At 58.9% G+C, this 14,733-nt stretch carries 11 protein-coding genes; 9 read left to right on the top strand and 2 right to left on the bottom strand.

All coding sequences use genetic code 11. From position 1 onward, the window contains the following. Positions 1 to 78 precede the first annotated feature (78 nt). Complete coding sequence (gene basC, locus AC1DIG_RS01475; protein WP_477765820.1) at positions 79 to 1,398, top strand: putative histamine N-monooxygenase; 1,320 nt, start codon at positions 79 to 81, stop codon at positions 1,396 to 1,398. A gap of 58 nt (positions 1,399 to 1,456) precedes the next feature. On the opposite strand, the gene AC1DIG_RS01470 is transcribed toward basC, so the two are convergent. Then, a complete protein-coding gene (locus AC1DIG_RS01470; protein WP_477765819.1) occupies positions 1,457 to 3,625 on the bottom strand; it encodes a condensation domain-containing protein in 2,169 nt (722 codons plus the stop codon). Positions 3,626 to 3,854: 229 nt separating this feature from the next. Here AC1DIG_RS01470 and AC1DIG_RS01465 point away from each other — a divergent pair, with 229 nt between their 5' ends. The 8 genes from AC1DIG_RS01465 to AC1DIG_RS01430 all read left to right on the top strand — a co-directional run bounded on the left by AC1DIG_RS01465 (position 3,855) and on the right by AC1DIG_RS01430 (position 14,233). Continuing rightward, a complete protein-coding gene (locus tag AC1DIG_RS01465) occupies positions 3,855 to 4,373 on the top strand; it encodes a sigma-70 family RNA polymerase sigma factor (protein WP_427537326.1) in 519 nt (172 codons plus the stop codon). Positions 4,374 to 4,533: 160 nt separating this feature from the next. Then, a complete protein-coding gene (locus AC1DIG_RS01460; RefSeq protein ID WP_477765818.1) occupies positions 4,534 to 6,324 on the top strand; it encodes an ABC transporter ATP-binding protein in 1,791 nt (596 codons plus the stop codon). Then, a complete protein-coding gene (locus tag AC1DIG_RS01455; protein WP_477765817.1) occupies positions 6,318 to 8,087 on the top strand; it encodes an ABC transporter ATP-binding protein in 1,770 nt (589 codons plus the stop codon). Before AC1DIG_RS01460 ends, AC1DIG_RS01455 begins: the two co-directional genes overlap by 7 nt. Continuing rightward, on the top strand, positions 8,084 to 9,028 hold the full coding sequence (locus AC1DIG_RS01450) for an ABC transporter permease (protein WP_477765816.1): 945 nt from the start codon (positions 8,084 to 8,086) through the stop codon (positions 9,026 to 9,028). The genes AC1DIG_RS01455 and AC1DIG_RS01450 overlap by 4 nt, the downstream gene beginning before the upstream one ends. Next, positions 9,025 to 9,975: an iron chelate uptake ABC transporter family permease subunit gene (locus tag AC1DIG_RS01445; RefSeq protein WP_477765815.1), complete on the top strand. Its 951-nt coding sequence runs from the start codon at positions 9,025 to 9,027 to the stop codon at positions 9,973 to 9,975. The genes AC1DIG_RS01450 and AC1DIG_RS01445 overlap by 4 nt, the downstream gene beginning before the upstream one ends. After that, complete coding sequence (locus tag AC1DIG_RS01440; protein ID WP_477765814.1) at positions 9,972 to 10,754, top strand: iron ABC transporter ATP-binding protein; 783 nt, start codon at positions 9,972 to 9,974, stop codon at positions 10,752 to 10,754. Before AC1DIG_RS01445 ends, AC1DIG_RS01440 begins: the two co-directional genes overlap by 4 nt. Next, on the top strand, positions 10,751 to 11,734 hold the full coding sequence (locus AC1DIG_RS01435; RefSeq protein ID WP_477765813.1) for a siderophore ABC transporter substrate-binding protein: 984 nt from the start codon (positions 10,751 to 10,753) through the stop codon (positions 11,732 to 11,734). Before AC1DIG_RS01440 ends, AC1DIG_RS01435 begins: the two co-directional genes overlap by 4 nt. 228 nt (positions 11,735 to 11,962) lie before the next feature. Beyond that, positions 11,963 to 14,233 carry a TonB-dependent receptor gene (locus AC1DIG_RS01430; RefSeq protein WP_477765812.1) on the top strand — a complete coding sequence of 757 codons (2,271 nt, stop codon included), beginning with the start codon at positions 11,963 to 11,965 and terminating at the stop codon, positions 14,231 to 14,233. Positions 14,234 to 14,374: 141 nt separating this feature from the next. Here the strand turns inward: AC1DIG_RS01430 and AC1DIG_RS01425 are convergent, their stop codons facing one another. Then, positions 14,375 to 14,506, bottom strand: coding sequence for a hypothetical protein (locus AC1DIG_RS01425; protein ID WP_477765811.1), 132 nt, complete (start codon positions 14,504 to 14,506; stop codon positions 14,375 to 14,377). Positions 14,507 to 14,733: the final 227 nt, after the last annotated feature.

Here is a 14,733-nt window from a genome sequence, read left to right as displayed (position 1 = left end):
TATTGAAATGAATGGAGTGGGGCACCACAGCGTGTGCTCCCTTCTATCCAAAAAGCAGTCCCTTTGGAGATGGAACGGATGACGGATATACCCACTGTAGATATTGCCGGTGTTGGCATTGGGCCCTTTAATCTCGGGCTGGCTGCATTACTGTCCAGACACCCGGGCGTGACGGGTATTTTTCTTGATCGCAAAGCGGAATTTCGCTGGCATGAAGGACTTCTCTTGCCAGGCACGACGCTTCAGGTTCCCTTCCTGGCGGACCTGGTGACGATGGCTGACCCCACGCATCCACTGAGTTATCTGAACTACCTGCATCAGCACGATCGCCTGTATCAGTTCTATTACTACGAGAATTTTCAGGTGCCGCGGCGCGAGTACGACCATTACTGCCGATGGGCGTCGCAGCAGTTGCCTGCCTGCCACTTCGGCGAAGACATCTGTGATGTGAGCTATGACGCGAGCGCTGACCGATTCCTGATTGAAAGCCAGTCCGTGTCCGGCTTCAAACGCCGTTACTACAGCCGGGACCTCGCGATTGGCGTCGGCACCGTGCCGTTGTTGCCGAAATGGGCCCGGCTCAAGAGCACGGCGCCGGTCATGCATTCGGCGGAGTTCGGCAAAAGACAGGAGCAGTTGGCGCAGTGCCAGCGGGTCACGGTGATTGGCTCCGGGCAGAGTGCGGCGGAGTGCGTGCTGGCATTGTTCAACGAGTTGACCCCCGAACGGATCGCGGCCGGTGCTTCGATTCGTTGGATCACGCGTTCGCCGGGCTTCCATCCCATGGAGTATTCAAAACTTGGGCAGGAGTGCTTTACGCCATCCTATATGGAGTACTTCCACAGCATTCCACGAGAGCGTCGGCGAGACATCGTTGCGGGGCAGGGGTTGCTGTACAAGGGCATCAGTTTTTCGACCATTGCCCAGATCTACGACCTGATCTACGAACGCTCGATTGGTGGCGCTGATACAGGTCTGACATTGCTTTCCAACTGCGAAGTCGAGACCGTGGAGGATGTCGACGGCACTCTGCGAATTGCCTACCGGCACCGCGAACTGGACCAGACCAGCACCCTTGAGGCCGACGCGATTGTTGCGGCGACGGGATACGGGCATGCCTGGCCGCAGTGGTTTGAACGGCTCAAAGGCGTCGTGCTTGAAACCGATGAATTCGGCGACTGTATCGTCCAGGAAGATTTTACGGCGCGCCGCTGCGACGAAGGCACGGGCCGTATTTTTGTGCAGAACGCGGAGATCTTCCAGCATGGCGTTGGTTCGCCGGATCTCGGGGTAGCGGCCATTCGCAATGCGACAATTGCCAACCGATTACTCGGTCGAACGCACTACCGCTTGCCCAAGCGCTCATCGTTCCAGCGCTACGGCATGCATGAAGCGTAGAGCTTGATGCGCAGGGTCTTGTTAACACTTTTGGCGTTACCAAGACCCTGATTGAGGGTTATGTGCGGATTTGATTCAGGACGACGCCGGCTGCATCTGGCGTTGTGAAGCGTGCAAACACGTGATCGATCATTGCGCTGAGGCGTGCCATCTGTTCGGCGCTGTAACGCTCCGAACGGTAGGTGATCACCAGACGCAGTGAGCGTTTGCCGTCGATCAGTTTTTCCAGGATCTCGAACTGAATACCGAACATCGATTGGTTCTTGTCCGGGTCAATCTGTCGGTAGCGGATCGTTCCTGCGTCTGGCGTGCTCAGCGTACCGTTCAATGCATTGTTGGCATGAATCTGGATATAGACGTCGAACAGCAGGCCGTCCGCAGCCGTCATGCCCAAGGCTTGTTGAATCGTCTCCATCGGCACATCGGCATAGGCCATGGAGTCATTGATCAGGTGGGTGACGTTTTCGACAAGCGTGCCCACTGTCTGCTGAGGATCGAACTGCACCCGGTGCGCGACCATGGTGGTGAAGTAACCGACCGTTTCGTAAAACCCGGGGTCGGTGCGCCCGGAAGCCGATGTGCCGATCACCAGATCCTGCAAGTCACCGAGTTTATGCAGGGACAGCGCAATGGCCGTATAGACCACGCCGAACAGCGACGAGTTGTTCTGTCTGGCGAAGGCATACAGGTTATCGGTGAGGTCCTGGTCAGGTTTGATTTCGAACCATTGAGCCTTCGTCGAAACGGCGTTGGCAGGCGCGCTCGCCTGATGATCGGGGGAGGGCAGTGTCAAACCGCGGGTTGCATCACGCAACATGCTCGTCCAATAGTCGAGATGCTGCTGATTGACGCCGGTACTTTGTTCCAGCACGGCGAACTCGTGGAATGAGCGGGCAGGCGCTTCCCAGGTCGGCGCCTTGTCGGCGGCACGGGCGAGGTAGGCTTGGGTCAGTTCTTCCATCATGACGTTGAGCGACCATTCATCAATGGCCATGTGATGGATCAGCAAAGACAGGGTTTGGCGCTTGCGCTGCGAGTCGTAAATGAAGCGAACCCTGAGGGGTAGTTCGCGGGCCAGGTCGAACTGATAAGCGGCTTCGCTTTCCAGCGTTGCCCCTCGGCTCTCATGGCTGGGCCAGAACCATTTGTAGCGGGACAGTTGCGCGATCGGCACGATTTGCTGATACGCCTCATCGTCTTGGAAATGGAAGGTCGTACGCAGGCTGGCATGGCGTATGAGCAGGTCGCGGAAGGCTTGCTCGAACAGCGCTTCATCCACGTTATCGAGGAAATCCAAGGCAAAGGGCAGGTTGAAAATCGTCCCGAACCCATAGGCGACATAGGCCCGCCCGAGGGAGGCCTGGGCCAGCGCGAAAGGCGCCCGCTGCACGTCTTGCGGCCGGCCTGCCGCAGACGCTGCCGGGTTGTTTTGCGCGATGACGTGGGCCCGTGATGCCAGGGCCTCGGCCGTAGGGGCGCTGAAAAAGTCATTGAACTGGACTTCGATGCCGTGGTTGCTCAACAGCTTGCCAATGATGCGAGTGGCCAGCAGGGAGTGGCCGCCGAAATCAAAGAAGTCATCCGTAGATTGCATGTCCGGCTCCGCCAGGGCACCACGGAATTCGCTAAGGATAATCGTCGCCACTTCACTGCTGTTGGCCACTGGCCGGGCGGTGGGTGCACTGGCTACTGGTGCTGCATCCTTGCCATCTGCCTGACGGCGTAACCACGGGGTGTCGCTGGTCGAGTGACCGACGTAGGCGTTCAGGACCCCGCGATACAGGTCGATGTCCCGGCAGGTCTGGTCGAGGATCTGATGGATCACGAATCCCAGGATAACGTTCTGCCTGGTTTGAATCATCAGCGCCTTGAACGGCGGTTGGCTTTGCGCGTCCCACGATGCCGCTTGCCGCGAGAGCAATTGCTCGGTGGCTTCGGCGTCGGAGTGTGAGCGAATGAGTTCGATGCAGGATTTCCAGTCACTGGCGTGGACCTTGTCCACTTCGCCGTCGTCGTTGAATTGATAGCGTGCATTCAAATCGGGCAGTGTTTCGATGACGGCCTTGATCGCCAACTCGAGCCTTGAAAGATCGACATCAGCGTCGAGCCGCCAGGCGCAGAGGTGTTTGAGGATGCGTTCGGGGTATTGCTGCTGCAAGAGCCAGATATGCTCTTCGTGACCGTTAACAGAGAGCTTCGGTAACGAATCTGGACTGAGTTCCATCATGGAAATTTCCCGCCTTATCAAACTGAACAGTAAGAAGTAGAGGTGGCACCGAGTGCCGACAGACCGATCCTCGGTCTGGTGTAAGGCCCAGGGTTCCGGGCGTCAAAGGAGTTGCGATGAGGTCGCGTTGCAGGGGCTCTGTGAACACCGTATGATGTTAAATAATAATCATACCTATTCGCATTAGTCAAAATCTGATCGCGAAGACCATCGTCTCAGGAGAGGTGTTGTGGACAACGGAGCGTTCGCGTCCCAGGAGCAATTTGAAAAGCTGTATGTCGACCACCACCGCTGGTTGTGCAGTTTGTTGCGTCGCAAGCTGGGCAATTCGGTGGATGCCGCGGATCTCGCCCATGACGTCTATCTCAATCTCATCAGGAAGGGCCGGGTTCCCTCGACCGAGAACTCGCGCCGTCATCTGACTCAAATCGCCAAAGGAATGGTGATAGATCTGTATCGCCGCCGGCATCTTGAGGCCAGCCATCTGGAAGGGCTGATGCAGCAAGCCGAGCCTCAGGTGCCATCAGAAGAGGTTCGCGCGCTGGCATCCGAGGCCCTGTCACAAATCGATGTTGCCTTGCATAACAAGCCACTCAAGGCTCGCGAAGCGTTGCTGCTGTGCAAGTTGCATGGCATGGGCCACCGGGATATCGCAGCCGAGTTGAAGGTGTCGGTGTCCTCTGTCGAGAAATACATCGCTGCGGGCCTTCGGGCCTGTCACCCATTCGCATCGGGGGCGGGCCTGTGATCGGTCGTTCGGTTCACGGCGGTGAACGGATTAATCCGCATTTCGATTGAGGATTTTGCGTCGCCGTTCGGAATAAAGGTACGCAACGCGCAAAACGCTCGAACACAAAGGAAGTCAGGCATGCCTTCAGGCTGTCACCAGTGGTTATTCAGGAGAGCTCATGAGTGATAAAGACAAACCGGCCGCCGGCTCGGTATCCCGGATACTGAAACCCGTACGCGGCCGGCTGATTGTCGCCGCGGTACTGGCCGCGATCGGGACCATGCTGACGATGGTGCCACTGGCCGGCATCGCCCATATCGCACAGTTCTCGATGGGGCAGGCCGAGGTCGCTACCGGCTGGGTCCAGATGCAGAGTCAGGTCTGGCGGGTTGTCAGCGTCAGCCTGGTGTGCCTGTTTCTCGGCATGACGTTGGTTTCGGTGGGCGAGATGGTTGCGCACCTTGCCGACAATCACATCACCGGCCATTTGCGTTTGGCGATTACTCGTCGACTGGCCAAGGTGCCGCTGGGTTGGTTTACCAGTCGGGCTTCGGGTGAAGTCAAACAGGCAATGCAGGATGACATCGGTACGCTGCACAGCCTGACTGCGCACTTCTTTACCACGCTGGGCCGCACCATGGGCGCGATCCTCATTGCCATCCTGTACCTGTTTGCCATGGACTGGCGCATGGCGATTGTCTCCCTGCTGCCATTCCCGCTGTTTTTCCTGTTTTTCTCCAGGGCGACCAAGGCCAGTGGGGCGAACATGCAATCGTTCGGCGCCGGTATGGCGCGTATCAACAACGCAGTGGTCGAGTTCGTCAACGGCATTCCCGTGGTCAAGGCCTTCGGTGTCGAGGGCAAGGCCCATGGCAGCTACCGTGAGGCGGTGGATGCCTTCGCCGAAGCGTTCACCGACTTCACTCGGCCGCTGGTCAGTGCGATGGCCAACGCCCATGCAATGGTTACCCCGGTTGCGGTACTCGGGGTGGTGCTGGCCTTTGGCACTTTGTTGGTGAGCCTGGGCTGGATCACGCCGGTCGAGGTCTTGCCCTTCGCCTTGGTGGCGCCGGGCATCTGTGCGCCACTGCTGCTGTTGAGCTACATCACCCACGATCTGAACAATGCGACCGCCGCTGCCCAGCGTGTGCATACGCTGCTGGAAACGCCGGTACTGGAAACCCTGGCGGGCGAATCGCAGCCGTTGCCCGAAAATACCGAAATTCGCGTCGAGCAACTCGGCTATAGCTACGACGGCCAGAACCCGGTGCTCAAGGACATTGGTTTCACCCTCAAGCCCGGCACCGTGACCGCGATTGTCGGTGCTTCCGGCTCCGGCAAGTCGACATTGGCACGCCTGCTGCTGCGCTTCTTCGATCCGACTGAAGGGCGCATTACGTTGGATGGCGTCGACATCAGGCAGATCGAGAGCGCGCAGCTGTACCGGCGCATCGGTTTTGTGTTGCAGGAAGTGCGCCTGATCCATGCCAGCCTGCGCGACAACATTGCCTTGGGCAGGCCATCGGCCAGCCAGCAGGAAGTCGAAAGTGCAGCGCGCACCGCGAACATTCACGAGCGCATTCTCGCCTTGCCGCGCGGTTATGACTCGGTGATCGGCGAGGATGTGCAGCTCTCCGGTGGCGAGTTACAGCGCGTGAGTATCGCCCGCGCCGTGTTGCTGGACCCGCCGGTGCTGGTGCTTGATGAAGCCACGGCGGCAGCCGATGCCGAGAGCGAGGTGAAGCTCCAGCAAGCGCTATCGCGATTCGCCCAGGGCCGCACCTTGATGGTGATCGCTCACCGGCTCGATACGGTGATGCACGCCGACCAGATCATTCTGATCGACAACGGTACGATTTGTGAGCAGGGACGTCACCACGAACTGCTCGCCCGCAAAGGCCGCTATGCCCGACTGTGGGCGCTGGGCGGCTACGAACAGGCCAAGGAACAGGCGGTGCCGTCATGCTGAAAACCTTTATTCAACTGTTGGGTGAAGATGCCCCGGTGCTGCGGCGCTATCTCTATATGACGCTGGTCTACGGCCTGCTCTGCGGGCTGACGATTGTCACCCTGGTGCCGATACTCACCAGCCTGCTGGGCAGTCAAACGCGCGCAGCGGGGCAATGGTTGATCGCGCTGGTGATCGGCGTAGTGATTTGCTGGGCGCTACGACGCACCGTGGAGAAAGCCGGTATCCGTGTCGGCATCGCCGTTCTCCAGCGGGGCCGCCATCGGCTCGGCGACCATGTGGCACGTTTGCCGGTGGGTTGGTTCACCGCACAAAACACCGCGCGGCTAAACCATGTCGCGTCCCAGGGCATGATGGAAATGGCGCAGCTTCCCGCCCACGTTTTCACGCCGCTGATTACCGGCGTGATCACGCCGGTAGTGATCCTGATTGCACTGTTCGCCTTGCACTGGCAGATGGGCCTGATCGCATTGGTGACGCTGCCGATCCTGCTGGGTGTCTTTGTATTGACCGCTCGCTTGGGGCAGCGTGCCGACCAGGACTTCCAGTACAACGCTGCCCACACCAGCCAGCGCATGGTCGAGTTCGCCCAGGCGCAATCGGTGCTGCGGGCGTTCAATGGCGAGGACGGTGGTACCCGGTTTCTTGAACAGGCCATCGGGCGCCAGCAGCGCTCCGCAAGACAGCTGATTCACGTCTCGGCGATGTCGGTGGTGTTCAATGCCTGGGCTGTACAAGCGAGCTTCGCCGCCTTGCTGGTGGCCGCCGCGCTATGGCTGGGCGAGCTGTCGGGCGCAAGCCTGGAGGCGGGATCGGTCATCGCGGTCATTGTTTCACTGCTGCTGGTCAGCCGCTTTATCGATCCGTTGCTGGAAGTGGCTGGCTATAGCGAGGTGCTGCGTGGCGCGCGAGGGCAGTTGAGAGCCGTGCACGAGATCTTTGCGGTCAAGCCGCTGCCTGAACCGCAGACGCCACAGGCACCGGTCGATGGGTCCGTCGAACTGCGTAACGTGAGCTTTCGTTATGCCGAGGATCAGGCTGATGTATTACAGAAGGTCAGCCTGCGTATCGAGCCGGGCAGCATGACCGCTCTGGTTGGCGCTTCCGGCTCGGGCAAGACCACGCTGGTGAGGCTGATCGCGCGTTTCTTCGACGTGACACAAGGCAGTGTGATCGTCGGTGGTGTGGATGTGCGCCAGATGTCCGGCGAGCAACTGGCCGGCCAGATCAGCCAGATTTTCCAGGATGCTTACCTGTTCCAGGGCAGCATCGCCGATAACATCCGCATCGGCAAACCCGATGCCAGCGATACCCAGGTGATGGAAGCGGCACGACAAGCCGGCGTCGTTGAGATCATCGAACGACTGCCTCAAGGCCTGGATACACCCGTGGGCGAGGGCGGCGCCCGACTGTCCGGCGGCGAACGCCAGCGGATTTCCATCGCCCGTGCGCTGATCAAGGATGCACCGATTCTGTTGGTCGATGAGGCCACTGCTGCGCTCGATGCCGAGAACCAGGCCGCTATTGCCGAGGCATTGGCGCGCTTACGTGGTACGCGCACGCTGATCGTCATCGCGCACCAGCTCTCGACAGTGGCCATGGCCGATCAGATTCTGGTGCTCGATAATGGCCGGATCAGCGAGCAAGGTTCCCACGCGCAATTGAATGCCAAGCCAGGGCTCTACGCGCACTTTCTCGCCCAGCGCCGGGCTGCAAAGGGCTGGCGGATTGCCGGGGCGTTTGGCAGTGAGGACGATTCTTGAGTCGTGCAGCCTTACTGAGCCTGTTTGTTGTGCTCTGTTGCCTTTCGCTGATGGTGGGAGTCAAGCAGGTCTCCTGGACGGAACTTTTCACCTTTTCCGAAGATGCCTGGCTGACACTGACCGCCAGCCGCCTTCCGCGTCTCGCGGCACTGATACTCACCGGGGTAGGACTGGCCGTCTGCGGCGTGATCCTGCAGCAGATTGTACGTAACCGGTTCGTCGAGCCCGCCACGTCCGGTGGACTGGATGCGGCAAAGCTGGGCATTCTGATTTCACTGACGGTAGCGCCTGCCGCGGGTACTGCTGGCAGGATGCTGTTTGCCCTGGCGTTCTGTTTTGCCGCGAGCCTGATCTATATCGCGATCATCCGCCGTATCAAGTTCAAGAACACGGTGATGGTGCCGGTCATAGGCCTGATGTATGGCGGCGTGTTGAGCGCCGTCGCCGAGTTCTACGCCTACCGTCATAACATCTTGCAGAGCATGCAGGGCTGGTTGCTCGGTGACTTCTCGAAAATCGTGCAGGGCAATTACGAGATCATCTATCTGATCCTGCCGATCGTCGCGCTCACCTACCTGTATGCGCACCGGTTTACCGTGCTGGGAATGGGTGAGGGCATGGCCAGCAGTCTGGGCTTGAACTACGCGGCCAATGCGGCGCTAGGTCTGATGCTCGTGGCGGTCACCGTTTCCGCCACGGTCATCACCGTGGGGGCGATTCCCTTTGTCGGACTGGTGATTCCCAACCTGGTGGCGCTGCACTACGGCGAAAACCTGGAGCGAACATTGCCCATCGTCGCCTTGTGCGGCGCTTCGTTGTTATTGGCCTGCGATATCCTAGGCCGCCTGCTGATCTACCCCTTCGAAGTGCCCATAGGCCTCACTGCCGGCAGTGTGGGTGGCGTGTTATTTCTCGTGCTGCTGATCAGGAAGTACACATGAGGCGCGTGGCTACCCGTTATGGTCTCTGGCTGCTGGTTCTGGCGCTGGCGATCGGGTTCCTGTTGTTGGGGGCAGGCTTGGACTTCGACTACGTCATTCCCAAGCGACTGACCCGATTGGCGGCGATGGGCATTGCCGGGGTGTGCATTGCCTATTCCTCGGTGATTTTCCAGACCATCGCCGGCAACCGAATACTGACGCCGGCGATCATGGGGTATGAGGCGATCTACCTGCTGTTCCAGGCACTCCTGATTCTGCTGCTGGGCACCCAGAGCCTGGTGCTGCTGGGGCGTGACGGTAACGTCCTGTTGTCGGTCCTGCTGATGCTCGGCTATTCATGGCTTATTCATCGGTGGCTGTTCCGTGACGGGAGCAACAACGTGTACCTGCTGCTCCTGTTGGGACTGGTACTGAGCATGGTGATGGGGACGTTCACCCAATTTATCCAGCTGAAGATCAGCCCCGGAGAATTCTCGATTTTCCAAGGGTTCAACTACGCCTCCTTCAACAAGGCGCAACCTGGGCAAGTGATCTATTCGGGCGTGCTGGTCGCGGTGGTGTGCGGCATCGCCCAACGAACCCTGCCGGTGCTCGATGTGCTTTCCCTGGGACGTGACCAGGCCATTTCCCTGGGGGTCGACTACCCGCGCAGCGTGCGCCTTCAACTGGCACTTATTGCCATTCTGGTGGCGATCTCGACGAGCCTCGTCGGGCCGACGGCATTCATGGGCGTGTTCGTTGCGAACATCTCCTATGCGCTTGCACGAACCGCTCGGCACCGGGTCACGTTGCCCATGAGTTGCGCCATCGCCATTGGCATTTTCATTGTCGCCCAATACGTGGTCGAGCAGATATTCAACTACAACACCTCCGTCAGCATTCTCATCAACCTGGTGTGTGGTGTGTATTTCCTTGCGCTGATGATTCGAACCCGAGGAACCTCATGATTGCCCTCAATCACGTTTACAAGGCTTATGGCAGCCGGCATGTCCTGAGTGACGTCAGCGTCCGGTTTCCACCGGGGCAGGTTACGTCGCTGATCGGCCCAAACGGGGCGGGCAAGACCACGTTGCTGATGTTGATCGCTCGCCTGCTGGCGCCGACCCGGGGCGAGGTGTTGATTGGCGGGCGCAGCATTCTGGATGTGCCCATTCGCGACTATGCCAAGCGCGTGGCTACCTTGCGTCAGTCCCCGGATTTCAACCTGCGCCTGACAGTCGAGGAACTGGTCGCCTTCGGGCGCTTCCCCTACAGCCGTGGAGCGCTTACCGCCCAGGACCGCGAGGCTATCGATGAGGCCATCGAGTTCTTGTCTTTGCAGTCCCTGCGCCTTTCCTACATTGACGAGCTCAGCGGCGGACAGCGGCAGATGGCGTTCCTGGCGATGACCATTGCCCAGCAAACGGATTACCTGTTGCTGGACGAGCCGCTCAACAACCTCGACATGAAGCATGGCGTACACATCATGCGTGCCCTGCGTCGTTTGTGTGATGAGCAAGGCCGCACAGTGATCCTGGTGGTCCATGACATCAACTTCGCGGCCAACTATTCCGATCATATCGTTGCCATGAAAGGCGGGGGAATTCACTGCCACGGCCCGGTCGCGGAGGTGGTGACCGAGGCGCACCTGCGCGAACTTTTTGATCTGGATTTCGAAATCCTGCAGAGCGAACAAGGGTTTGTCTGCAACTACTTCAACCCATCACCTTCAAGGGAACTGATATGAGCATGGATGACGCGAAAAAATTCTGTGGCGTGCTACTGGCAATGGCCGTAGCGGCCGGGCTGCAGGGATGTGACAAGCCGGCGGCAGAGGCCACGCCACCTGTGAGTGCGCAGGCGCACTACGAGCCGATCAAGATCGAGCATCCTCTGGGCACAACCGTGGTGACCAAACTGCCCGAGCGCGTAGTGGCTTTCGATATGAGCGAGCTCGATACACTCGATCAGTTGGGGGCGCCGGTGGTGGGTATCGCCAAGGACTACGTCGCAAGCTTTCTCAGCCAATACCGTGACGACTCGAATGTCATGGATGTCGGGTCGACTATTCAGCCCAATCTCGAGCGATTGCATGCGCTCAAGCCCGACCTGATTCTGATCTCTCCGCTTCAGGCGCAAAGCTATAAGGATCTCAGCCAGATCGCCCCGACCGTCTACGACGACGTGGACCTGACCAACAAACAAGGCAATTTCATCGGCACAGCCAAGGAGCATTTGACCCTCCTGGGACGCATCCTCGGCAAAGAGGAGCTGGCACGCCAGAAAGTCGCGGAAATGGACGCCAAGGTGGAGCAGACCCGCCGTATCACCGAAGGACGTCCAGAGAAAGCGTTGATCGTGCTGCACAACAACGGCGCCTTCACCTCCTACGGCGTGAAGTCGCGCTACGGCTTCATCTTCGACACCCTGGGCGTGAAACCGGCCAGCACAGACATCGAAGCCGGTCTGCATGGACAGCCAATTTCCAATGAGTTTATCCAGCAGGCCGATCCCGACATTCTTTATGTAATCGACCGAACCGCGGTGATGGAGCATCGTCCGGCATTGGACATCAAGAGCCTGGATAACCCGCTGCTGCGCAAGACCAAGGCCTGGAACAACGGCCGTGTAATCTTTGTCGATGCTCAGACCTGGTATCTGTGTACCGCGAGCGTGACCTGTCTCAATCGAATGGCTGACGAGGTGGTTCAGGGCTACAAGGGCTGATTCACGACGTGTATCTGCAGCACAAAGGGCTGGTCCTGTTCAGGCACCGGCCCTTTTTTGTGGCTTTCGAATTGTGCTTCGGTCATTGGGGGGCGCCATTGATCCAGTCCCTTGAAGTGTTCTTGGTGCAGTACATGCAAATTATTATCATTTGGATTGAGGAATTGGCGTTCTGGTACGGAAACCTAATGAATGCACTCCAATTCTTCGCATCGAAAGGAATCCAGCATGTCGGAACACGGCCGCCCACACAGCGCCAATCCTGATTCATCGCAGGCTACGCAACGCGCTTTTTCGTTTACCTTGAATCGTACTTTCTCTGCCGTACACATGGCGCTGTTACTGGGGCTGACCGGGGGTTCGATGGCAGTGGCTGCTGCGCCTGAGCCGTCAACACAGTCTCCGACGGGCACTGGCGAAGGCAGCCTTGTCCTGTCTGAAACGACGGTGGAGGGCACTATGGGTGCATCTGCCGACCTGCCGCCCGCCTATGCGGGAGGCCAGGTTGCCACTGGCAGTCGAGTCGGGCTGCTGGGCACCAAGGACTTTATGGAGACTCCCTTCAGTGCCATCAGCTACACCGATGACTTCGTGCGCAACCACCAGGCGAAGGACATCGGTTCGGTAATCGGCGCAACCGATCCATCGGTGAACGTCCCCTCCAAACGGGCGATCATCGAAACCTTCTTCATTCGTGGCTTCAATACCTCCGCCAACGACATCACCTACAACGGCCTGATCGGCATGGCGCCGAACCTGCGCGGCGCGACTGAGCTGGCCGAGCGCATCGAAGTGCTCAAGGGCCCGTCCGCGCTGCTGAACGGCATGCCACCGGATGGCAGCGTCGCAGGCAGCATCAACATGGTGCCCAAGCGCGCCGGCGACGAACCCCTGACGCGCCTGACGACCTCTTTTGAATCCAATGGTTTATACGGTGCGCATGCGGATGTGGGGCGGCGCTTTGGCGAGCAGAATCAGTTTGGTATCCGCTACAACGGGGTGTACCGCGACGGCGACACCGCCGTGGACGATCAGAAACAAAACATGCAGCTCAATGCGCTGGGCCTGGACTGGCGCGCCGAACGCATCCGCCTGTCGTTGGACGCCTACAAGCACCGTGAACATCTGGAGGGCGCCAACTATTTCGGTATTTCCTCGATCAACCCCACAGTCACCAGCGTACCCCGCGCGAAGAAGGGTGATTACGCGCTGGCACCTGACTGGGCATACACCACCAACGACACCGAAACCTTTTTGCTCAGAGGCGAGGTCGATCTGAATGACTCGCTCACCGCCTTTGCGGCCTATGGGCAGAGGGAGGGGGGGCGCAACGCCCTGATGACGCGCGAAACGCTGCTCAACAACGCTGGTGATATCAATGTTCTGGCTTATCGCTCGGATGGGCAGGGCACACAGAAATCGGGCGAGGCTGGCCTGAAGGGCAGATTCGACACCGGCCCCGTAGGCCACGAATGGTCACTGGCGGCTACTCAGTACAAGTCGGAGATGAGCTACAAGGATCTTCAGAAAGCCAACTACGTGACCACCAACTACTACAACCTTGACTTTGGCCCAACGCCGCCCTTGGACACATTCGGTGCTGTCACCTCTCGGACCGAAGCCAAGCTGGGCAGTGTTGCTTTTCTCGATACCCTTTCGTTCCTTGACGGCCGTATCCAATGGACGCTGGGCGCGCGACGTCAGTCGGTGGAAAGCTCGAACCTGACACCGGCGCGCGTCAGGACCTCTCACTACAGTGAGAGCCGTGTTTCGCCGGCTACCGCGTTGCTGGTCAAGGTCACCGACGATGTGTCGGTCTACGCGAACTACATCGAAGGTCTGTCTCAGGGGGGGACGGCTCCGACGACGGCAGCCAACCCGGGTGAAATCCTGAGCCCGATTCAGACAAAGCAGTATGAAGTGGGCGCCAAGCTTGACCTGGGTACGTTCGCCACCACGTTGGCCGTGTTCCAGATCGAAAAACCCAGCACCTTTACCGACCCGGTCACCCGCATTTTTGGTGTCAATGGTGAGCAGCGCAACCGTGGCGTGGAATGGAGCTTCTTCGGGGAGGCCCAACCCGATCTGCGTTTGATGGGCGGTGTTTCCTACACGCAGGCGGTGTTGACAAAGGCGCAGGTAGCGGCGAACGAAGGCAATCAGGTGACCGGTGTTCCGAGAATCATCGGCAAACTCGGGGTCGAGTACGATCTGGAAAGGGTCCCTGGACTGACCCTGACCGCAGGCACGAACTACGTAGGCAGCCGCTACGTTACGGACGACCATCGGATGGAGTTGCCGTCTTACACCGTTTTCGATGTGGGCGGTCGGTACACCACCAAGGTCATGTCCAAACCTGTGACTTTACGGGCTAACGTAGAGAACCTCGCCAACCGGGCATACTGGCTCGGTTCCTACAGTGGCGGCGACGGCAGCGGCCTGTCCGGCGGCCTGGGCGCTCCACGTACCCTTCAGCTTTCAGCGTCGGTTGATTTCTGACAGTCGGCCAGCCAAGAGGCAGGGGAGAGTTCTACGACTTTCTCCGGTCTTGGCAGTACGACACGGCACGCGGGATTTCTCGCTGGATTTAACGATAAAGCCCCGATTGATCGGGGCTTTATCGTGTCTGTGGGGCAGAAATCAGATGGCGTAATTGAAGGGCAGCTCACGCACCGACTTACCCGTGAGGCGTGCGACCGCGTTTGCAAGAATCGGGGTGCCAGGGTCTACGTCAACCGTGTAGTCACGGCCATTAATGTTTAGGGCGCTCATAGTGGGACAGCTCTCCATGAATGAATGGGACCGTGTTCCGGGAGTTTGCCAACTGTAGCGCCGTGTTTCCTGGATCGATTGCGCGATCTGCGCCAATGATTGCCCAATTTGACGGATGGGCGGAGCGTTCAAAGCGCGCGACTCACGACGCTAGAAATTCCTGAAGCGGTGATTGAATCAGGTAATGAAAGAGGTAGATCGGGCAATTCACTGGGCTATTGGTCGAC

This window comes from Pseudomonas sp. 05N431, from assembly GCF_056397005.1.
The sequence above is the reverse complement of the archived record's forward strand: the minus strand, read 5'-3'. Positions and strand labels throughout refer to the sequence as shown.